The sequence below is a fragment of the Pseudomonas sp. ABa2 genome, from assembly GCF_056676075.1.
The window spans coordinates 178,762-199,115 of the sequence record NZ_CM155239.1 but is presented as its reverse complement, the minus strand read 5'-3'; the positions used below and the strand labels follow the sequence as shown (position 1 = coordinate 199,115).

Here is a 20,354-nt window from a genome sequence, read left to right as displayed (position 1 = left end):
AGGGGCTTTAGCCGCGATGCTTGCAGAGCCGAGAGACCTGCAGCCGGATGCAACCTGGGAACGCCCCCGCGCCAGGCACCGGGCCTGGGGAAGCTCTGCAATAGCCGTCATTCCCGCGCAGGCGGGACAGCAGCTTTATCGCTGAACAGCGCTTGCGCTGGCCCGAAGGGGAATAACCCAGAACCTGCAGTCCCTGGGCTCCCGCCTGCGCGGGAGTGACGATAAATGGCTTTTTCAGAACTTCCCTAGGGGTTGCGGGAGCCCCAAACAAGAAGACCCGCTTGCGCGGGTCTTGGGTACAGCATCCGGACCGCGTGGAAACGTCAGGCCAGCTCGTCGAAGCACTCGGCGATGATCGCCAGGCCCTTGTCCAGCTGGGCGTCCGGCGCGGTCACCGGCACCAGCACGCGCAGCACGTTGCCGTAGGTGCCGCAAGACAGCAGGATCAGGCCCTTCTCGCGGGCCTTGGCGACCACCTGCGCGGTCAGCGCGGCGTTCGGCTTGTGCAGGTCGCCGTTCTCGAACAGCTCGACGGCGATCATCGAACCCAGCGCGCGCACGTCGCCGATGGCCTTGTGCTTGGCGGCGATGGCCTTGAGTCCGGTGACCAGGCGTTCGCCGACCGCCTTGGAGCGATCCAGCAGCTTCTCCTCCTCGAACACCTCCATCACCGCCAGGGCCGCGGCGCAGGCGATCGGGCTGCCGGCATAGGTGCCGCCCAGGCCGCCCGGGGCGATGGCGTCCATGTACTCGGCCTTGCCGCACACCCCGGCCAGCGGGAAGCCGCCGGCGATGGACTTGGCGAAGGTGGTCAGGTCGGCGGCCACGCCCATCTGCTCCATGGCGAAGAAGGTGCCGGTACGCCCGGCGCCGGTCTGCACCTCGTCGGCGATCAAGAGGATGCCGTGCTGGTCGCACAGCGCACGCAGGCGCTGCATAAATTCCTTCGGCGCGACGTAGAAACCGCCCTCGCCCTGCACCGGCTCGATGATGATCGCGGCGATGTCGCGCGGCTCGGCATCGTTCTTGAAGACGCGCTCGATGCTAGCCATGGCGTCGTCGACGCTGACGCCGTGCAGCGCGCAGGGATACTGGGCGCGGAACACGCCGCCGGGCATCAGGCCCATGCCGGCTGAGTAGGGGTTGACCTTGCCGGTCAGGCTCAGGGTCATCATGGTGCGGCCGTGGTAGCCACCGGTGAAGGCGATCACCCCGGCGCGGCCAGTGGCGGCGCGGGCGATCTTCACCGCGTTCTCCACCGCCTCGGAGCCGGTGGTGACCAGCAGGGTCTTCTTGGCGAAGTCGCCCGGCACACGCGCGGCGACCTTCTCGGCCACTTCCACGTAGGGTTCGTAGGCCAGCACCTGGAAGCAGGTGTGGGTCAGCTTGGTCAGCTGCTCCTGCACCGCGGCGATGATCTTCGGGTGCAGGTGACCGGTGTTGAGCACGGCGATGCCGCCGGCGAAGTCGATGAATTCGCGACCCTCGACGTCGGTCACGGTGGCGTTTTCCGCCTTGGCAGCGAAGATCGGGTGGATCTGCCCCACGCCACGCGGAACGGCGGCGGTGCGGCGTTGCATCAGGGATTCGTTGGTCTTGCTCATGGTGTCCTCATGGCCGTCATCGCGGCGCAGGTGAAGGATGAAACGCCCCCGGGTTGGCCAGGGCAGCATGCGATGATCGACTGCCGCGGCCACGGGGGCTCGGTGAATTCGGGCCCGTTACAGCCTAGAGCAAAGCGCTAGGCGCGTAGCGAGCGATGGCCGGGCCAGGCGGCGGGATCGGGAAAAGCGCAGCTGGCCGTAGCCAATGAGCATTTTCCCGGTTCCGCCAGCAACGCCCGGCCGAGCGCAGCAGCGATTAGATGCCGCCCAGGCACATGTATTTGATCTCGAGGTAATCCTCGATCCCGTACTTGGAGCCTTCGCGGCCCAGGCCCGAGGCCTTGACCCCGCCGAACGGCGCCACTTCGTTGGAGATCAGCCCGGTGTTGATGCCGACCATGCCGTACTCCAGCGCCTCGGCCACGCGGAACACGCGGCCCAGGTCGCGGGCATAGAAGTAGGAGGCCAGGCCGAACTCGGTATCGTTGGCCATGGCGATCACCTCGGCCTCGTCCTTGAAGCGGAACAGCGGCGCCAGCGGGCCGAAGGTCTCTTCCTTGGCCACCGCGGCGGTTTTCGGCACGTCGAGCAGGATGGTCGGCTCGAAGAAGGTGCCACCGAGTGCGTGCGGCTTGCCGCCCAGGGCCAGCTTGGCGCCTTTGCCTACGGCGTCCTCGATGTGTTCCTGCACCTTGGCCACGGCCTTGCTGTCGATCAGCGGGCCGGTGGTGGTGCCGTCTTCCAGGCCGTTGCCGATCTTCAGTTTGCCCACGGCGGCGATCAGCTTCTCGGCGAAGGCATCGTAGACGCCGTCCTGCACGTAGATGCGGTTGGCGCAGACGCAGGTCTGGCCGTTGTTGCGGTACTTGGAGATCAGCGCGCCTTCCACCGCGGCGTCCAGGTCCGCGTCGTCGAAGACGATGAACGGCGCGTTGCCGCCCAGCTCCAGCGACACCTTCTTGATGTCCTGGGCGCATTCGGCCATCAGCTGGCGACCGATCTCGGTCGAGCCGGTGAAGGAGAGCTTGCGCACGATGGGGTTGCTGGTCAGCTCGCCGCCGACTTCGCCGGCGCTGCCGGTGACCACGCTGAGCACGCCTTTCGGGATGCCGGCGCGCTCGGCCAGCTCGACCAGGGCCAGGGCGGAGAACGGCGTCTGCGAGGCCGGCTTGATCACCATGGTGCAGCCGGCGGCCAGCGCCGGGCCGGCCTTGCGGGTGATCATCGCGGCGGGGAAGTTCCACGGGGTGATGGCCGCGGTGACGCCGATCGGCTGCTTGATCACGATCAGGCGCTTGTCCGGCTGGTGGCCGGGGATCACGTCGCCGTAGACGCGCTTGGCTTCCTCGGCGAACCACTCGATAAAGGAGGCTGCATAGGCGATCTCGCCCTTGGCCTCGGCCAGCGGCTTGCCCTGCTCCAGGGTCATCAGGCGACCAAGGTCGTCCTGGTTCTCCATCAGCAACTCGAACCAGCGGCGCAGCTTGTTGGCGCGCTCCTTGGCGGTCAGCGCGCGCCAGGCCGGCAGGGCGCGCTCGGCAGCCTCGACGGCGCGACGGGTCTCGGCGCGGCCCATCTTCGGCACGTGGCCGATGATCTCGCCGGTGGCCGGGTTGTTCACCGCGATGGTCTGGCCGCTGTCGGCGTCCAGCCACTGGCCGTCGATATAGGCCTGCTGGCGGAACAGCTGGGTGTCTTTCAGTTGCATGGCAGTCTCCTTCAGTCCCGACACCCAGGCGTCGGCGTGTGCTCGTTGGAGTCGTGGGCAAGGCCCGGAAAGCGCCGCAGGCGCCTGTCGCAAGGATTCAGAGCCGCCGCCAGGCCGGTTGTTCCGGATAAGCCAGCAGCCCGTTTGAAATCTCAAACGAATCCTAGGGTCGAAGGGGGTAAAGGGCAAGAGCCTGTTCGAAAAAATTAACGAAATATTCAACGCCATGATGCGCCGGCACAGGCACCGACGGCTTCTGCACCTGCGTTCGATATCGCGAACGGGGCGGGCATGGACGCCCAAGGCCGAGATGCGTATGATTGCGCCCCGCAACGCATCCGTAGCTCAGCTGGATAGAGTACTGCCCTCCGAAGGCAGGGGTCGTGGGTTCGAATCCCGCCGGATGCGCCAGATACCAAAGGCCCCAGGTGCAAACCTGGGGCCTTTTCTTTTGTTCGGGCGGCGGCTCCGCAGGGGGCTCAGATCACTCCCAGGGTCAGCGCCTTCAGCGTCGCGGCCGCGCGGGTCGAGCACTGCAGCTTGCGGAACAGGCTCTCGACGTGGGTGCGCACCGTGCTCGGGCTGATGCCCAGGTCGCGCGCCACTTCCTTGTTGCTCGCCCCGCTGCTGATGCGCCGCAGAATTTGCGTCTCGCGCTCGCTCAAGAGGCCGTTGCCCGCCCTGGCAGCCATTGGCCGTTGCTCGCCGCGCGCCGCGGCGATCACCGCCTGGCAGGCAAGCGGGTCGAAGCGGCCCCGCTGCGCCTCGTCCTGCAACAACCGCGCGGCCTGTTCCTCGCTGAACGCCGGGCGCCAGGGGCGTGCGCCACGCAGTGCCTGCCAGGCCAGGCTGGCGGCCAGCAGGCGGTGCTCGGCCTGCAGCGCATCGCCGGCGAGGGCGCGGAAGTAGCCGCTGCCATCGAGCCGCTCGTAGGCATGCGCGGCCAGTTGGCCCGCTTCGACTAGACCGCCCGTCTGGGCGCAGGCGCGCTGGGTCCAGTAGGGCACCAGGCGTACCTGCTCCAGGTCACCGGCGAGCAGCGGCCCCGGCAGGTTCCAGATGCGGTTGGCCACCGAAGCGCGGCCGATGCCGTGGAGCAACGCCGCGCGGCCCAGGCGCTCGACACCCGCCTCCGCCAGCCCCCAGAGCCGCGCCGCCGCGCGCGCCAGTTCGGCGGCCTGGCGCGAATAGCCGGCCAGCCAGGGCAGCTTGAGGTCGATCACGTCGCCCACCAGGGTCAGCGAGACCTGCGGCCCGCTGTCGGGCGCAACGGCCTCGGGCTCGCGCAGCGCCTCGAGCCAGTCCCGCGCATGACGCAGGAGTTCGCCGGCCAGCGCGGCCGGGTAGAGGCGATCGCCCTGGCCGTCGATCCACTCAAGCGCGGCGTCCAGTCCGTGCACGCGGGAGAGGATCTCCAGGTCGCCGGCCAGCACCACCTGATAGACCACCTCCGGCACCTCGGGATGGCGCAAGCCGGCGGGGCGGCCCTGGCCGTCGAACTGCTCGAACACGTGGCGCAGGCCCTGCTCCACGGCCGTGTCGAGGCCGAGGGTGCGGGCGATATCGCCGGCGACCTCGCAGTGCACCTGGGCCAGCGGCGTGGTGCGCAGCATGGCGCGTTGCCCCGCCGCATCCAGGGTTTGCGCAAGCATGGCGCGGCGCCCGCCGACGTCGTCGCCGAGCAAATGCATGAAGCCCTCGGCGTTGGCCGTGCAGCCGGACCAGCGCAGCAATGCCACCTGGCGGGCGGCATCCGCCTGCGCCCGATCACCACCGCAGGCCTGCACCAGCCATTGCGCCAGGCGTGCGGTGCGGCGCGACTGGTCGATGGGCTGGCCCATGCTCAGATCGCCGACCATGGCCAGCGCCAGCATGGCGTCCTGCAGCGCGACGCCCTCAGTCTCCTGCATCTTGGTTCCCCACCCCTGTTCTGCACATTTTCGCGCCGCCCTCGGATAAACGACCGATACCGGGGCCGGCGAGCCCGCCCGACACTGGCGTCTCCCACTACTCAGGAGAATCCGCCATGCACCTACCCAAGCCCCTCGCCCTGGCCCTGGCCCTATCCGCCACGCTGCTGAGCGCCGCCAGCCAGGCCGCCACCGCTCAGCCCGCGGTGGTCATCGTCCACGGCGCCTTCGCCGACGGCTCCGACTGGGCCAAGGTCGTGCCGCTGCTGCAGAACCGGGGGATCGCCGTCACCGTGGTGCAGAACCCGCTGACCTCGCTGGCCGACGACGTCGCCGCCACCCAACGCGTGCTGAACAATCAGGACGGCGACGTGGTGCTGGTCGGCCACTCCTGGGGCGGCACGGTGATCAGCCAGGCCGGCACCGACGACAAGGTGCGCGGGCTGGTCTACGTCGCCGCCTTCGCACCCAATCCCGGCCAGTCCAGCGGAGAGCTCTATGGTGGCTATCCCACCGCACCGGGTTCCAGCCAGATCGCCGCCGACAAGAACGGCTATCTGTACCTGACCACGCAGGGCATGGCCAACGATTTCGCCCAGGATCTGCCACGCGAACAGACCGCGGTGATGAGCGCCACCCAGGGCCCGATCCGCGCCGCCGCCTTCGAGGAGCGCACCAGCGTCGCCGCCTGGCAGCAGAAGCCGTCCTGGTACATCGTCGCCAGCGACGACCGCATGATCGTGCCGCAGATGCAGCGCGACTTCGCCAAAAAGATCGGCGCTCAAACCACCGAGCTCGCCGCCAGCCACGTACCGCAGCAATCGCGCCCCGAGGAGGTGGCCAAGGTGATACTCCAGGCGGTGCAGGAGAGCCAGGCGCGAGCCGGCAAGTAAACCCTGCCGCAACGGGCAAGACGCGCGCCAGCGATGGCGCGCGCCTTGCTCATGCCTGGGGCGACTAGCCTCCGCGCAGCGGCGTATCTCGATCAGGCCGGCGCGCTGGCCAGCATCGAGGGACGTTGGGCAAAGGCCTGCTGGAACCGGCTCAGCGCCGGATGCGCGGCGCGCCAGTCGAGATCGGCGAAACGGAAATCCAGATAGCCCAGAGCGCAGGCCACGCCGATCTGCGCCAGATCGACGGGGCCCTGCAGCCGGTCGGCCTGGCGCTCCAGCTCGGCCAGGGCGCGCTGCACCTTGCCCAGTTGCCCCTCCAGCCAGGCCTGCGACTGCTGCTCGGCTTGGCGCACGGCCTTTTCGTAACGCGCCAGCAGCGCGGCGTCCATCAGCCCGTCGGCCAGCGCCGCCAGGCGCAGCACCGGCCAGCGCGTATGGTCCTGCGGCAGCAGACGGGCGCCGTCGTGCAGGGTGTCGAGGTACTCGCAGATCACCCGGCTGTCGTACAGCGCCTCGCCGTCGTCGCTCAGCAGCACCGGGATCTTGCCCAGCGGGTTGAGCGCGTTGACCCGCTCGTTGAGGGTGGTCGGCAGCACGGCGGTGTCGAGCAGCTCGATGCGCGCCAGCAGCCCGGTCTCGAAGGCCAGCACGCGAACCTTGCGGGCGAAGGGGGAGGCGGCGGCATAGATCAGTTGCATGTTTCTACTCTCCTCATGGGGCTCGGCGCATCTGCCGACGAGTTCTAGCAGGCTGTTGAAAAACTACCTACGTTGCCATTGCTGCGTTAAAAACAGGCTCAAAATGCTCATTTACAGCTCGTAAACTCCGCTTTTTCGCCTGTTTTTGCCTTGCACTGGCTGCCTCGCCTACGTTTTTCAACGGCCTGCTAGCCCGAACCAGGCACCTGCTCGGGCAGCGATTGGCCCTGCACCGGCGCCATTTCCAGGCGATCGCGGCCACGCTGCTTGGCGCGGTAGAGCAGCTTGTCCACCGCGTTGAGGAAGTCCACCGCGCGGTCCTGGGCCTCGGGCACCGTGGTGCCGACGCCGAGGCTGATGGTCAGCAGCGGCGCCACCGTGGATTTCTCGTGGGGGATGCGCCGCTGGCGCACCAGCTGGCGGCAGCGTTCGGCGATATGGCGGGCGGCGGCGGCATCGGTTTCCGGCAGCACCAGGACGAATTCCTCGCCGCCGAAACGCCCGACGAAATCCCGTGGGCGGCTGGCGGCGCGGGTCAGGGCCTGGCCGACGCTCTTCAGGCAGTCGTCGCCCTGGATATGGCCGTAATGATCGTTGTACTGCTTGAAGTGGTCGATATCCAGCAGGATCAGCGACAGCGGCTGCTGGCTGCGCTGGGCACTGGCCCACTCGCTGGCGAGTACCCGGTCGAACATGCGCCGGTTGGCCACGCCGGTCAGGCCGTCCTGATAGGAATACTCCTCCAGCTGCTTCTGCAGGGTCAGCAGTTGCTCCTCGGTCTGCTTGCGTTCGCTGATGTCGAACATGAAGCCGATCAGCGAGTCCACCTCGCCCTTGTCGTCGCGCACCACGTGCACCACGTCGCGGATCCACACGTAGTCGCCGGCGGCGGTCAGCGCGCGGTAGTCGGCCTCGTGGTCGACACCGTTCTGTGACTGCGACACGCAGAAGCCCACCACTCGCTCGCGGTCCTCCGGGTGCATGCGCGCGGCCCAGTCCTCGGCGCTGACCCAGCTGGCCTGCGACCAGCCCAGCAGCGTCTCGATCTGCGGGCCGATGTAGGCAAAGGTCATGGTCTTCCAGTCGATCTTCCAGGGGATCGCCCGGGTCGATTCGAGCAGGGTCTTGTAGACCGCGCTGTCGGTTTCGATGGCTTGGTTCACGGGCAATCCTCCGGCGGCGGATACGGCTGCCCGTCCGTTATACACCAGGCCCGGCCACCGGCGGCAAGCGCCGCGAAGCGGCCGTCCTGCCTATCGGGATAACCGGCGGTTATGCCGCCGGGTCCCTGTCAGGGGGGGGTCTCCGGCCGGCGCGCGGCGCCGCTCTCACCTTTGGCTATGGGCATAAGGATTATTCAGAGGCCAGCCGGCCGACCCCGCCCTTAGCATGGCCGCGCACCTGTTCCCAGGCTGCACGCCCTGCGGCACCAGAACCGCAGGCGGACATCGAGCAGATATCAGGGGAGTACGGCATGACAACAACAACCCGCCTCGGCGCCCTGCGTCCGACGGCCTTGAGCCTGGCCCTCGGCCTGGCCGCCACGCAGCCGGCGCAGGCCGCCAGCTTCACCATCGGCGAGATCGAGGCGCGCTTCGATTCCTCGCTGTCAATCGGCGCCAGCTGGGCGATGGATGCGCCGGACAAGCGCTTCATCGGCCGCGCCAACGGCGGCACGGCCTCGACCCGCACCAGCGACGACGGCCGCCTCAACTTCAAGCGCGGCGAGACCTTCTCGAAGATCTTCAAGGGTATCCACGACCTGCAGCTCAGCCATGGCGACAGCGGCCTGTTCCTGCGCGGCAAGTACTGGTACGACTTCGAGCTCAAGGACGAGAGCCGCCTGCTCTACGACATCGACGACAGCGGCCGCGACCGCGCCGCCAAGGCCTCGGGCAGCGAGCTGCTGGACGCCTTCGTCTACCACAACTACCAGCTCGGCGAGCTGCCCGGCAGCGTGCGCGCCGGTCGCCAGGTGGTCAGCTGGGGCGAGAGCACCTTTATCGGCAACGGCATCAATGCCATCAACCCGGCCGACGTCGCCGCCTTCCGCCGCCCCGGTTCGGAGATCAAGGAAGGCCTGATCCCGGTGAGCATGCTCTACCTGACCCAGGGTCTGAGCGAGAACCTGTCGATCGAAGCCTTCTACCAGCTGCAGTGGGAGAAGACCGTGCTGGACAACTGCGGCACCTTCTTCGGCGGCGACGTCGCGCCCCAGGGCTGCGACCTGGGCATGACCACCTTCGGCAGCGACTTTAACCGCGACCCGGCGGTGTACGGCTGGGTGCCACGCCTGGCGGATAAAGAGGCGCGCGACGGCGGCCAGTTCGGCGTGGCGCTGCGCTGGCTGGTGCCGGCGCTGAACGACACCGAGTTCGGCGTTTACGCGCTGAACTACCACAGCCGCACCCCGGAAAGCTCGTGGCGCACCGGCCAGCCGAGCTTCGCCGCGATCAGCGGCGCCCCTGGCCCGGCCAGCGCCCGCTACGGCCTGGAATACCCCGAGGACATCCGCCTCTACGGCCTCAGCTTCGCCACCAGCCTGGCCAACGGTACGGCGCTGTCGGGGGAGATCAGCCATCGGCCGAACATGCCGCTGGCGCTCAACGGCACCGAGGTATCCACCGCCGCCAGCGTCGGCCAGCTGAACGACCTGCTCGGCCTCGACGGCCTGGCCATCTTCGACACTGGCTGGGCTGCCACCGCCCCGGGCAGCCGGGTACAGGGCTACAAGCGCATGCCCTTTACCCAGGCCCAGCTCAGCGCGGTGCAGGTGTTCGATCAGGTGCTGCGCGCCGACCGTCTGACCCTGGTCGGCGAAGTCGGCTTCAGCCATATCGGCGACCTCGGCCCCAGCGACGGCTCCGACCTGCGCTTCGGCCGCAGCAGCGTCTACGGCTACGGCGTGCTGCCGGACTCGGCCAGCGGCCTGGGCTTGAGCGGCAACCAGTTGTGCACCGCGCTGCTCAACAGTGCCAACCCGGACCAGTGCAGCGACAAGGGCTTCTACACCCAGAACTCCTGGGGCTACCGCCTGCGCGCCATGCTCGAGTTCAACAGCGCCATCGCCGGGGTCAACCTCAAGCCCAACCTGGCCTTCGCCCACGACGTCGAGGGCTACGGGCCGACCTTCACCGAGGGCAACCAGTCGCTCAGCATCGGCATCGACGCCGACTACCTGTCCAGGTACAGCGCCAGCCTGAGTTACACCGACTACTTCGGCGGCGACTTCAACACCAACACCGACCGCGACTTCGTCGCCCTGAGCTTTGGCGTCAGTTTCTGACGCCCGATAAGGAGCACGCCATGATTCACAAGCAGTTGATCCAGGCCGGTTGCCTGGGCCTGAGCCTGCTCGCCGCCCAGGTACTGGCGGCGGTGCCGGCCGACCAGCTCGCCCGCCTCGACGGCGACCTCACCCCGGTCGGCGCCGAGCGCGCCGGCAACGCCGACGGCAGCATCCCGGCCTGGACCGGCGGTATCGGCCAGGACGCCGGCCAGCGCGACGCCGACGGTTTCCTCAGCGATCCCTTCGCCGCCGACCAGCCGCTGTTCGTCATCACCGCAGCCAATGTCGAGCAGTACCGGGACAAGCTCACCCCCGGCCAGCTGGCGCTGTTCCAGCGCTATCCGGCCACCTACCGCATCCCGGTCTACCCGACCCGGCGCTCGGTCACCCTGCCGCAGAGCTATCTCGATGCCACCCGCGCCAACGCCGCCGCCACCCGTCTGGCCGAAGGCGGCAACGGCCTGCTCGACTACCGCAGCGGCGGCCTGCCGTTCGCCATTCCGCAGAACGGCCTGGAGGTGATCTGGAACCATATCGGCCGCTACCGCAGCCTGAGCTTCCAGCGCCAGGTGGTGCAGGCCTCGCCGCAGGCCAACGGCGCCTACACCCCCAGCGTGATCCGTCAGCAGCTGGCCTACCCGGCCGGGCTGTCGGACTACGCGCCGCAGGAAATGGCCAACGTCCTCTACTACTACCGCGAGGAGTTCCTCTCCCCGGCGCGCCTGGCCGGCGGCGTGCTGCTGGTGCACGAGACCATCAATCAGGTCAAGGAACCGCGCATGGCCTGGCAGTACAACGCCGGCCAGCGCCGCGTACGCCGCGCGCCGCAGATCGCCTACGACAGCCCCGGCGCCGAGGGCATGCGCACCATGGATGACCTCGATCTGTTCAACGGCTCGCCGGATCGCTTCGACTGGCAGCTGCTGGGCAAGAAGGAAATCTACATCCCCTACAATAGCTACAAGCTCGGCTCGCCCAAGCTCAAGTACGCCGACATCATCCAGCCCGGGCATATCAACCCCGAGCACACCCGCTACGAGCTGCACCGGGTCTGGCACGTCAGCGCCACGCTGAAGCCGGGGCAGCGCCACGTCTACTCGCGACGTGACCTCTACATCGACGAGGACAGCTGGCAGGCCGCCCAGGCCGATGCCTACGACGGCCGCGGCCAGCTGTGGCGAGTGTCCGAGGGCCACGCCAGCTTCTTCTACGACCAGCAGAGCCCGCAGTACAACGCCGAGACCCACTACGACGTGCTGTCCGGGCGCTATGCAGTCAACGCCCTGTACAACGAGGAGAAGCAGGCCTACCGCTTCGACCAGACCTTCAACCGCAAGCAGTTCACCCCCAGCGCCCTGCGCGCCAGCGGTATCCGCTGACCCACCGACCTTGCATCGCGCTAACCTCACGGCGGCTTCGGCCGCCGCTTTTTTATCCTCGCCGCGCGAGTTCCCCATGGGGCGTTTTTTGCTTTAAATTCCGTCCGTTACCCTCACGTTAGCGCGGATATCCGATGAAACTGCACCAGCTGCGCGCCCTGCTCGCGATCTGCGAAAGTGGCAGCATCCAGGAGGCCTCACGCCTGCTGCATATCTCCCAGCCGGCCCTGTCCAAAGGCATCAAGGAGCTCGAGGCGGAGCTCGGCGTACCGCTGCTGGTGCGCTCCAACCGCGGCATCACCGTCACCGAATACGGCGAGCGTCTGGTGCGCCGCGCGCGCCTGATCCTCGAGGAGGTGCGCCGCGCCCGCGAGGAGATCGAGAGCCTCAAGGGCACCATGGACGGCAAGCTGGCCATCGGCGTGTCGCCGGTCACCCCCGGCGCGCAGTTCATCACCAGCCTCAACCGCTATCGCAAGCGCTACCCCAAGGTACAGGTGCAGATCCACGAGCTGCGCCCGTCCAAGCTGATCGAGGGCCTGCGCGAGGGCCAGCTCGACCTGGTGCTGACCTCGCTGCCGGCCAGCCGCTGCGGCGACGGTTTCCACTGGACCGAGCTGTTCTCCCAGCCAGCGGTGCTGGCGGTGCGCAAGGGCCACCCGCTGGGTGGCGCGCGGTCGCTGCGCGAGCTGCTCGACGAGGAGTGGCTGCTGCAGGATACGCTGGAGCTGTCCAAGGTCGGCATGATGTTCGAGCAGCACCGCATCGAGCCGCCGCAGCGGGTCATCGAGTGCGCCTCGGTGGTGCTGTTCTCCGAGCTGGCGCTGAATACCGACGCGGTCAGCTACTGGTCGCGGCGGCTGCTCGACCACGTGCAGAAGCTCGGCCAGGAGCTGCAGGTGCTCGACCTGCAGGAGCAGGTGCCGCCGATGAACATTTCCCTGGTCTGCCGCGACCAGGAGCTGATGACCCGCGAAGCCAAGATCCTGGCCGACGAGCTGGTCTACGCCTATACCAGTCCGCACGCGGCCAGGCCGGCGGGCAGCGACGCCCCATAACCAGGGGCGATAAGCATGCGCAGAGGTGATTATTCAGCCTCGGCGCCCTGCGGCATGCTGCGCAGCACTGGCCGCCACCTCGCCCGCTGCGCAGGTGGCTCGCCCCCAGCCTGCCACGGAGCCCCGCATGACCCAGCCCACCCCCTCGCGCCGGATTCTGGTGGTCGCCCTGCTGATGGCGGTGATGATCATCAGCGTGCTGGACAAGACCATCTTCGCCTTCGCCGGCCCGCAGATCATCGACGAGCTGCAGCTGTCGCCGGAGCAGTTCGGCTTCATCGGCAGCGCGTTCTTCTTCCTCTACTCGATTTCCGGGGTGCTGGTGGGCTTTCTCGCCAACCGCCTGCCGAGCCGCTGGATTCTCTCCGGCATGTCGCTGGTGTGGATGGCCGCGCAGCTGCTCACCGCGCTGGCGACCAGCTTCTTCGCCCTGGTCGCCAGTCGCCTGCTGCTCGGCGCCGGCTGCGGCCCGGGCACCGCGGTGACCCAGCACGCCTGCTTCAAGTGGTACGCACCGCGCGAGCGGGTGCTGCCGGCGGCCTTGATCCAGGTGGCGATCATGCTCGGCGCCATCGCCGGTGCCCTGGCCCTGCCGCTGCTGATCGAGCGCCTGGGCTGGCGCGCCGGCTACCTGCTGCTGGCCGGCGTCGGCCTGCTCTGGCTGCTGCTGTGGCAGCTGTTCGGCCGCGAGGGCCAGTACGACGACGCCAATGACGGCAGCGGCGGCGTCGCCCTGCCGTACCGCCGCCTGCTGCTCAACCGTACCTTCGTCGGCATCACCCTGATCGCCTTCTGCAGCTACCTGCCCAATGCCCTGCTCTACAGCTGGCTGCCCACCTACCTGCAGAAGGGCCTGGGGCTGACGCCGATGCAGTCCGGCTACCTGGTGCTGGCCACCACCCTCGGCGTGATCGTCCTCAACCTGCTGGTTTCCAGCCTGTCGCAACGGGCCCTGCAGCGCGGCGCCAGCGTGCGCGCGGCGATGGTCATGCCGCCGCTGCTGGCCTGCCTGGTCGCCGCCCTGGCCTTCGCCCTGATGGGCCTGAGCGCCACCGGCCTGGCCGCCACCCTGGGCCTGTTCCTCGTCGGCGGCATCCTGGTCAACCTGCTCTCGGCCTTCGGCTACAGCATCGTCGCCTACATAGTCCCGGCGCGGCAGCGCGGCAGCATGCTGGCCATCCATATCGGCCTGCTGACCAGCGCCGGCATGCTCGCCCCGCACCTGGTCGGCCAGGCCATCGGCTGGCAGGGCGGCGACCTGGTCGCCGGCTTCGAGCTGGCCATCGGCCTGTTCGGCCTTGCCCTGCTGGCCAGCACCCTGCTCGGCCTGCTGCTGGTCGACCCGGAGCGCAGCCGCCGCGACCTGGCCGTGCCTGCCGACACCCCCGAATCCACCCCCGCGCCGGCCCCGAGCCAGGCCTGAGTCAGGAAGCCTCCGCCATGCAGCATCGCGTCCCCACCCCGCAGCAACGCCCCGAGTCCCTCGAACTGCAGCCGAACTGGCGCCAGGCCGAGGTCGAGGACGGCTTCTGCGTGGTCGCCGTCGGCGACATCATCATCACCCACGCCATCGCCGCGAAGCTGGCGCGCAACTCGCCCGAACTGCTGCAGATCCTGCGCCGCGGCGACGTGCTGGTGGGCAACTACGAAGGCACCGCCATCGACCTGAACAGCTTCGCCGGCTACCCCGAGGCGCTGTCCGGCTTCTCCTGGCTGATCAGCGACCCGGACGCCCCGGCGGACCTGGCCGAGCTCGGCTTCAACCTGCTGGCGCGGGCCAACAACCACGCGCTGGACTGGGGCGTGGCCGGCATGCGCATGACCGACGCGCTGCTCGATGCCGCCGGCATCGCCCACGCCGGCACCGGCGACAGCCTGGCCGCCGCGCGGGCGCCGGCCTTCGTCAATACCGCCAAGGCGCGGGTGTCGCTGACCTCCTACGCCACCACCTTCGAGGCCAACGCCCCGGCCGCCGACGGCCTCGGCCAGGTGGCGCCGCGGCCCGGCCTCAATCCGCTGCGCACCACGCCGCACCGCCTGGTCAGCGCCGAGGACTTCGCCGTGCTCAAGCGCCTCAACGCCCAGGAGGCCTACCAGGACCATTACCTGCTCAAGGCCCTGCACGGCGAACACAGCCTGCACCTGGGCATGGCCCTGCACTACCGCGTCGACCCCGATGCCGCGCCGGGCAGCCTGCGCATCCACTACCAATGCGACCCGCGCGACCAGGCCGAGATCCTCCGCCACCAGCGCCAGGCCAAGCAGACCAGCGACTTCAGCATCGTCGCCCAGCACACCCATGAGCCGGACAACTTCACCGCCGCGGTGCCCGATTACCTGCCGGCGCTGGCCCGCCAGCTGGTCGACAACGGCGCCGACATGCTCTGCGGCCACGGCCCGCATCAGCTGCGCGGCATCGAGATCTACGCCGGCAAGCCGCTGCTCTACTCGCTGGGCAACTTCTGCTTCATGGACAACAGCATGCAGATCGTCCCGGCGGACAAGTGGGAGAGCCGCGAGTGGCAGGCCGCCGAGGCGCTGATCGGGCCCAAGGGCATCACCAACCCACGCCAGAGCACCCCGGCCGAGTTCCTCGAATGGAAGCGCGTGGCCGGCCTGTTCGGCGCGCCGATCTGGTTCGAAAGCGTGGTCGCCGAGTGCCGCTTCCGCGCCGACGGCCAGCTGCGCGAACTGCTGCTGCACCCCATCGAACTGGGCCATGGCGGACGCGACGCCGAACGCGGCATTCCGCGCCTGGCCTTCGATACGGCGGACAACCAGAACCAGGCCCGGCGCATCCTCGAGCGTCTGGCCGGGCTGTCTGCCGAGTTCGGCACACACATCGAGATCGAGACGGTGGAGTACGCCGGCCGGGCCAGCAGCCTGGGCCGCATCGTGCTCGACGCCTGACCCCGGCCGGCCGCCCAAAAGGCCGCCGGCGCCGCACCACCACCCACTCGCCGTCGCCCGGCGCAGGCCAACCGCCTGCGCCACGGGCCCGGCCATGCCCGCCCACCCGCGCGGGCGCCCTACCACCGACACGGAACGCGCCATGAACCTGTCCTGTTTCGCCCAGAGCTACGCCGAAGCCCGGCAGAAATTTCTCGCCAGCTGCGCCCATCGCGGCCTCGCCGTGGACAGCCACGTCCACCCGCTGCCCGGCCGCGATGGCGAACAACTGGCCATCGACGTGGCCCGCCTCGGTGCCGCCGACGCCGCCAACCTGCTGGTGCTGAGCAGCGGCTGCCACGGCATCGAGGGTTTCTGCGGCTCGGCCATCCAGATCGACCGGCTCGACGACGACGCCTGGTTCGCCGCCTGCCAGCGCGGCGACCTGGCGCTGCTGTATATCCATGCGCTGAATCCCTATGGCTTTTCCTGGCAGCGCCGGGTGACCCAGGAGAACGTCGACCTCAACCGCAACTTCCAGGACTTCGCCGCGCCGCTGGCGGACAACCCCGACTACCGCGCGGTGGCCAAGCTGCTGCTGCCCGAGCGCTGCCCGCCGACCCTGGCCAGCACCCTGGGGCTGTACGGCTACGCCCTGCGTCATGGGCGCAAGGCGCTGCAGGCGGCGATCTCGCGCGGCCAGCACGGCGACCCGCGCGGCCTGTTCTTCGCCGGCACCGAGCCGACCTGGAGCAACCGCCAGCTGCGCCAGATTCTTCGTCAGCATGGCCGCCAGTGCCGGCGCATCGGCTGGATCGACGTGCACACCGGGCTCGGCCCCAGCGGCTACGGCGAGCGCATCTACAAGGGCCGCCAGGAGCCCGCGGACATCGCCCGCGCACGTCAGTGGTGGGGGCCGCAGGTAACCAACAGCGCCGAGGGCAACTCCGCCTCCAGCGAGCTCAACGGCACCCTCGACCTGGCAGTGCTGGCCGAATGCGCCCAGGCCCAGTACAACGGCCTGACCCTGGAGTACGGCACCCAGCCGGGGCTCAAGGTGCTCACCGCGCTGCGCGCCGAGCAGTGGCTGGAGAACCGCCCGGACACCGACGCCGCCACCCGCGCACGGATCAAGGCGCAGCTGCGCGCCGCCTTCTACGTCGAGACCGACGCCTGGAAACGCCAGGTGCTGGAACAGGCCCGCGAGGTCCTGGAACTGACCCGCCAGGGCCTGGCCACGCCGCTGCATGCCCCGCGCCAGAACGCGAGCCAGCCAATTGCCGAGCAATATCCGGGAGTGCGCGCCGGTTCATAAACCCGGCAGCGCACGGGCCCACAGGGTCCGGCCATAACGTCCCTAACCCCAGCCCTCCAGGCGCATGGTGGCGCGCACCAGGCGCTGCTCTTCCTGCTCGATCTCCTGCAGGTTGTCGCGGATGCTGTGGATATGGTCGCGCGCGGCGCGCTGCGCCTGTTCCGGCAGGCGCTCGATCACCGCGTGATACAGGCGCGAGTGCTGGCGGTCGATCTGCCGTTTCTGCGCCGGGCGGTGATAGAGGTTGTTCACCGAGGCGAACACCGTGCTGAGCATCAGGTCGGTCAGCGACTGCAGGGTGTGCACCAGCACCGGGTTGTGCGAGGCCTCGCAGATGGCCAGGTGGAAGGCGTGGTCGAGGCGCGCGTGCTCGCGCGGGTCGACCGGGCTGTCCTGGGTATGGGCGGCGAGCATTTCCTCGTAACGCCGGGTCAGCAACACGAAATCCGCCTCGGTGCCGCGCAGCGCCGCCAGGCGCGCCGACTCGCCCTCGAGCAGGCCGCGCACTTCCAGCAGGTCGTAGAGCGTGCGCGGTTGCGAGTTGAACAGGTGCATCAGCGGGCTGGCGTCGCGCTCGCCGCTGAGCTTGGCCACCCGCGAATCGCGGCCCTGGGCGGTGTCGATGATGCCGCGCCCGCGCAGCACCTTGAGCCCCTCGCGCAGCGCCGAACGGGAGATGCCCAGCTTCTCGCACAGGCGCCGTTCCGACGGCAGCGGCTGGCCCACCTTGAGCACGCCGTCGACGATCAGCCGCTCGATGCGCTCGGCCACCACGTCGCTGACCTGGCGCCGCGCCGCGCCCTGTTGCCCGTCCATTGCCACCTCCACAGTACTGGTCGTACCAATTTCTAATGGCCACCTTAGATCGCGCGCACGCCCAGAGGCAAGCCGCAGCGGATAAGACCTTAGGCCAATCCAGGACGAAGGCCTGGCGCAAGAAACTGGTCCTACCAGCGCCCAAGAAGATGGACGCAGGGACAAGGCCGACCTAAACATGCGGCCCATGGTCGCAGCCTGACCCTTGATAACAATTACGTTCCCGAATCGAGCCTGCCATGAGCATTCTGTACGACGAGCGCATCGACGGCGCGCTGCCCAAGGTCGACAAGGCCGCCCTGCTGGCGGAATTGCGCCAGCGCCTGCCCGACCTCGACATCCTGCACACCACCGAAGACCTCACGCCCTACGAGTGCGACGGCCTGTCCGCCTACCGCACCACGCCCATGCTGGTGGTGCTGCCCGAGCGCATCGAGCAGGTGCAGCAGCTGCTGCAGCTCTGCCACGCCCGCGGCGTACCGGTGGTGGCGCGCGGCGCCGGCACCGGCCTGTCCGGCGGCGCGCTGCCGCTGGAGCAGGGCATCCTGCTGGTGATGGCGCGCTTCAACCAGATTCTCGAGATCAACCGCGAAGGCCGCTTCGCCCGCGTCCAGCCCGGCGTGCGCAACCTGGCGATCTCCCAGGCCGCCGCGCCCTTCGACCTGTACTACGCGCCGGACCCCTCGTCGCAGATCGCCTGCTCCATCGGCGGCAACGTCGCCGAGAATGCCGGCGGCGTGCACTGCCTGAAGTACGGCCTGACCGTGCACAACCTGCTCAAGGTGGAGATTCTCACCGTCGAGGGCGAGTTCATGACCCTCGGCAGCGACGCCCTCGACGCCCCCGGCTTCGACCTGCTGGCGCTGTTCACCGGCTCCGAGGGCATGCTCGGCATCGTCACCGAAGTCACCGTCAAGCTGCTGCCCAAGCCGCAGGTGGCCAAGGTGCTGCTGGCGGCCTTCGACTCGGTGGAAAAGGCCGGCCGCGCAGTGGGCGACATCATCGCCGCCGGCATCATTCCCGGCGGCCTGGAGATGATGGACAACCTGGCCATTCGCGCGGCGGAAGACTTTATCCACGCCGGCTACCCGGTGGAGGCCGAGGCCATCCTGCTGTGCGAGCTGGACGGCGTCGAAGCCGACGTGGCCGACGACTGCGAGCGGGTGCGCGCGGTGCTGACGAAGGCCGGCGCCACCGAAGTGCGCCAGGCCCGCGACGAGGCCGAGCGGGTGAAGTTCTGGGCCGGACGCAAGAACGCCTTCCCCGCGGTCGGGCGCATCTCGCCGGACTACTACTGCATGGACGGCACCATCCCGCGCCGCGAGCTGCCCGGCGTACTGCGCGGCATCGCCGAATTGTCCACCGAATACGGCCTGCGCGTGGCCAACGTGTTCCACGCCGGCGACGGCAACATGCACCCCTTGATCCTCTTCGATGCCAACGTGCCCGGCGAGCTGGAGCGGGCCGAGGCCATCGGCGGCAAGATCCTCGAACTCTGCGTCAAGGTCGGCGGCAGCATCACCGGCGAGCACGGTGTCGGCCGCGAGAAGATCAACCAGATGTGCGCGCAGTTCAACAGCGACGAAATCACCCTGTTCCATGCGGTGAAGGCGGCGTTCGACCCGGCCGGCCTGCTCAACCCGGGCAAGAACATTCCCACCCTGCACCGCTGCGCCGAGTTCGGCGCCATGCACGTGCACCACGGCCAACTGCCCTTCCCGGAACTGGAGCGTTTCTGATGTCGCATGATTTCGACGCCAGCGCCGCGCTGCTGGAACAGGTCAACCACGCGCTGAACAGCGCCACCGTGCTGCGCATCCAGGGCAGCGCCAGCAAGGCCCATCTCGGCCGCGCCACCGCCGGCGAAGTCCTGGATACCCGCAGCCATCGCGGCATCGTCAGCTACGACCCGACCGAGCTGGTGCTCACCGCCCGTGCCGGCACGCCGCTCGCCGAGATCGAGGCGGCGCTGGAGGCGAATGACCAGATGCTGCCGTGCGAACCGCCGCACCTGGGCGATGGCGCCACCCTGGGCGGCATGGTCGCCACCGGGCTGTCCGGCCCGCGCCGGCCCTGGGCCGGTTCGGTGCGCGACCAGGTGCTCGGCACCCGCGTGATCACCGGTCAGGGCAAGCTGCTGCGCTTCGGCGGCGAGGTGATGAAGAACGTCGCCGGCTACGACCTGTCGCGCCTGCTGGCCGGCAGCTTCGGCTGCCTCGGCCTGCTCACCGAGGTGTCGCTCAAGGTGCTGCCCAAGCCGCGCCAGGCGCTCAGCCTGCGCCTGGAAGTGGACGCCCTGCACGCGCTGAACAAGCTCGCCGAATGGGGCCAGCAGCCGCTGCCGATCAGCGCCGCCAGCCACGACGGTGCGGCGCTGCACCTGCGCCTGGAAGGCGGCGAAGGTTCGGTGCAGGCTGCGCGCCAGCGCCTCGGCGGCGAGGAAATCGACAACGGCTACTGGCTGCAGCTGCGCGAACAGCGCCTGCCGTTCTTCGCCGGTGAAGGATGCCTGTGGCGCCTGTCGCTGCCGGCCAACAGCGGCCTGCTCGACCTGCCCGGGCGCCAGCTGATCGACTGGGGCGGCGCCCAGCGCTGGCTGAAATCCGACGCCGATGGCGCGCTGATCCAGCGCGTGCTGGCCAAGCTCGGCGGCCACGCCACCTGCTTCGCCGCCGGCCAAGCCAACCCCTTCCAGCCGCTGGCCGCGCCGCTGCTGCGCTACCAGCGCCAGCTCAAGCAACAGCTCGACCCCCAGGGCATCTTCAACCCTGGCCGCATGTACGCCGAGGTATAAG

15 protein-coding genes and 1 tRNA gene are annotated in these 20,354 nt (G+C 68.9%); 10 read left to right on the top strand and 6 right to left on the bottom strand.

The genetic code is table 11. The annotated features are described in order from the left end of the window. Window positions 1-323: 323 nt before the first annotated feature. Both gabT and gabD read right to left on the bottom strand, forming a co-directional pair. Window positions 324-1,604 carry a 4-aminobutyrate--2-oxoglutarate transaminase gene (gene gabT / locus AC1G9C_RS00955; protein ID WP_021443611.1) on the bottom strand — a complete coding sequence of 427 codons (1,281 nt, stop codon included), beginning with the start codon at window positions 1,602-1,604 and terminating at the stop codon, window positions 324-326. Between the two features lie 256 nt (window positions 1,605-1,860). Next, complete coding sequence (gabD, locus tag AC1G9C_RS00950; protein WP_480409217.1) at window positions 1,861-3,312, bottom strand: NADP-dependent succinate-semialdehyde dehydrogenase; 1,452 nt, start codon at window positions 3,310-3,312, stop codon at window positions 1,861-1,863. A gap of 334 nt (window positions 3,313-3,646) precedes the next feature. Here gabD and AC1G9C_RS00945 point away from each other — a divergent pair. Further along, window positions 3,647-3,723 (top strand) — tRNA-Arg (locus AC1G9C_RS00945). 68 nt (window positions 3,724-3,791) lie between these two features. Here AC1G9C_RS00945 and AC1G9C_RS00940 read toward each other — a convergent pair. Continuing rightward, on the bottom strand, window positions 3,792-5,222 hold the full coding sequence (locus AC1G9C_RS00940; protein WP_480409216.1) for an HD domain-containing phosphohydrolase: 1,431 nt from the start codon (window positions 5,220-5,222) through the stop codon (window positions 3,792-3,794). 116 nt (window positions 5,223-5,338) lie between these two features. On the opposite strand from AC1G9C_RS00940, the gene AC1G9C_RS00935 reads away from it, so the two are divergent. Continuing rightward, window positions 5,339-6,115 carry an alpha/beta fold hydrolase gene (locus AC1G9C_RS00935; RefSeq protein ID WP_480409215.1) on the top strand — a complete coding sequence of 259 codons (777 nt, stop codon included), beginning with the start codon at window positions 5,339-5,341 and terminating at the stop codon, window positions 6,113-6,115. 92 nt (window positions 6,116-6,207) lie between these two features. Here the strand turns inward: AC1G9C_RS00935 and AC1G9C_RS00930 are convergent, their stop codons facing one another. Next, complete coding sequence (locus AC1G9C_RS00930) at window positions 6,208-6,813, bottom strand: glutathione S-transferase (protein WP_480409214.1); 606 nt, start codon at window positions 6,811-6,813, stop codon at window positions 6,208-6,210. Window positions 6,814-7,001: 188 nt separating this feature from the next. Then, the gene (locus AC1G9C_RS00925) at window positions 7,002-7,976 is read right to left on the bottom strand and encodes a GGDEF domain-containing protein (protein ID WP_480409213.1); all 975 of its coding nucleotides are present in this window, start codon (window positions 7,974-7,976) and stop codon (window positions 7,002-7,004) included. A 311-nt stretch (window positions 7,977-8,287) separates the two neighbouring features. Here AC1G9C_RS00925 and AC1G9C_RS00920 point away from each other — a divergent pair, with 311 nt between their 5' ends. The 6 genes from AC1G9C_RS00920 (at window position 8,288) to AC1G9C_RS00895 (ending at window position 16,743) form a co-directional block, all read left to right on the top strand. After that, on the top strand, window positions 8,288-10,099 hold the full coding sequence (locus AC1G9C_RS00920; RefSeq protein WP_480409212.1) for a DUF1302 domain-containing protein: 1,812 nt from the start codon (window positions 8,288-8,290) through the stop codon (window positions 10,097-10,099). 20 nt (window positions 10,100-10,119) lie between these two features. After that, window positions 10,120-11,481 carry a DUF1329 domain-containing protein gene (locus tag AC1G9C_RS00915; protein WP_003242248.1) on the top strand — a complete coding sequence of 454 codons (1,362 nt, stop codon included), beginning with the start codon at window positions 10,120-10,122 and terminating at the stop codon, window positions 11,479-11,481. A 134-nt stretch (window positions 11,482-11,615) separates the two neighbouring features. Beyond that, window positions 11,616-12,539, top strand: a complete 924-nt coding sequence (locus AC1G9C_RS00910; RefSeq protein ID WP_480409211.1) for a LysR family transcriptional regulator — start codon at window positions 11,616-11,618, stop codon at window positions 12,537-12,539. A 127-nt stretch (window positions 12,540-12,666) separates the two neighbouring features. Beyond that, window positions 12,667-13,962, top strand: coding sequence for an MFS transporter (locus AC1G9C_RS00905; protein WP_480409210.1), 1,296 nt, complete (start codon window positions 12,667-12,669; stop codon window positions 13,960-13,962). A gap of 17 nt (window positions 13,963-13,979) precedes the next feature. Then, window positions 13,980-15,449 carry a CapA family protein gene (locus tag AC1G9C_RS00900; RefSeq protein WP_480409209.1) on the top strand — a complete coding sequence of 490 codons (1,470 nt, stop codon included), beginning with the start codon at window positions 13,980-13,982 and terminating at the stop codon, window positions 15,447-15,449. A gap of 142 nt (window positions 15,450-15,591) precedes the next feature. Further along, a complete protein-coding gene (locus AC1G9C_RS00895; protein WP_480409208.1) occupies window positions 15,592-16,743 on the top strand; it encodes a M14 family metallopeptidase in 1,152 nt (383 codons plus the stop codon). A gap of 42 nt (window positions 16,744-16,785) precedes the next feature. Here AC1G9C_RS00895 and glcC read toward each other — a convergent pair whose 3' ends face one another. After that, window positions 16,786-17,559: a transcriptional regulator GlcC gene (gene glcC / locus AC1G9C_RS00890; protein ID WP_021443330.1), complete on the bottom strand. Its 774-nt coding sequence runs from the start codon at window positions 17,557-17,559 to the stop codon at window positions 16,786-16,788. Window positions 17,560-17,798: 239 nt separating this feature from the next. On the opposite strand from glcC, the gene glcD reads away from it, so the two are divergent. Together glcD and glcE are read left to right on the top strand one after the other, a co-directional pair. Next, complete coding sequence (glcD, locus tag AC1G9C_RS00885; protein WP_480409207.1) at window positions 17,799-19,298, top strand: glycolate oxidase subunit GlcD; 1,500 nt, start codon at window positions 17,799-17,801, stop codon at window positions 19,296-19,298. Continuing rightward, window positions 19,298-20,353, top strand: coding sequence for a glycolate oxidase subunit GlcE (gene glcE / locus AC1G9C_RS00880; protein WP_480409206.1), 1,056 nt, complete (start codon window positions 19,298-19,300; stop codon window positions 20,351-20,353). The genes glcD and glcE overlap by 1 nt, the downstream gene beginning before the upstream one ends. Window position 20,354 lies beyond the last annotated feature (1 nt).

What these genes read in the sequence shown, in the direction of transcription:
- gabT (WP_021443611.1), bottom strand. Translation starts at nt 1,604, where the DNA reads ATGAGCAAGACCAACGAATCCCTGATGCAACGCCGCACCGCCGCCGTT.
- gabD (WP_480409217.1), bottom strand. Translation starts at nt 3,312, where the DNA reads ATGCAACTGAAAGACACCCAGCTGTTCCGCCAGCAGGCCTATATCGAC.
- AC1G9C_RS00940 (WP_480409216.1), bottom strand. Translation starts at nt 5,222, where the DNA reads ATGCAGGAGACTGAGGGCGTCGCGCTGCAGGACGCCATGCTGGCGCTG.
- AC1G9C_RS00935 (WP_480409215.1), top strand. Translation starts at nt 5,339, where the DNA reads ATGCACCTACCCAAGCCCCTCGCCCTGGCCCTGGCCCTATCCGCCACG.
- AC1G9C_RS00930 (WP_480409214.1), bottom strand. Translation starts at nt 6,813, where the DNA reads ATGCAACTGATCTATGCCGCCGCCTCCCCCTTCGCCCGCAAGGTTCGC.
- AC1G9C_RS00920 (WP_480409212.1), top strand. Translation starts at nt 8,288, where the DNA reads ATGACAACAACAACCCGCCTCGGCGCCCTGCGTCCGACGGCCTTGAGC.
- AC1G9C_RS00915 (WP_003242248.1), top strand. Translation starts at nt 10,120, where the DNA reads ATGATTCACAAGCAGTTGATCCAGGCCGGTTGCCTGGGCCTGAGCCTG.
- AC1G9C_RS00910 (WP_480409211.1), top strand. Translation starts at nt 11,616, where the DNA reads ATGAAACTGCACCAGCTGCGCGCCCTGCTCGCGATCTGCGAAAGTGGC.
- AC1G9C_RS00905 (WP_480409210.1), top strand. Translation starts at nt 12,667, where the DNA reads ATGACCCAGCCCACCCCCTCGCGCCGGATTCTGGTGGTCGCCCTGCTG.
- AC1G9C_RS00900 (WP_480409209.1), top strand. Translation starts at nt 13,980, where the DNA reads ATGCAGCATCGCGTCCCCACCCCGCAGCAACGCCCCGAGTCCCTCGAA.
- AC1G9C_RS00895 (WP_480409208.1), top strand. Translation starts at nt 15,592, where the DNA reads ATGAACCTGTCCTGTTTCGCCCAGAGCTACGCCGAAGCCCGGCAGAAA.
- glcC (WP_021443330.1), bottom strand. Translation starts at nt 17,559, where the DNA reads ATGGACGGGCAACAGGGCGCGGCGCGGCGCCAGGTCAGCGACGTGGTG.
- glcD (WP_480409207.1), top strand. Translation starts at nt 17,799, where the DNA reads ATGAGCATTCTGTACGACGAGCGCATCGACGGCGCGCTGCCCAAGGTC.
- glcE (WP_480409206.1), top strand. Translation starts at nt 19,298, where the DNA reads ATGTCGCATGATTTCGACGCCAGCGCCGCGCTGCTGGAACAGGTCAAC.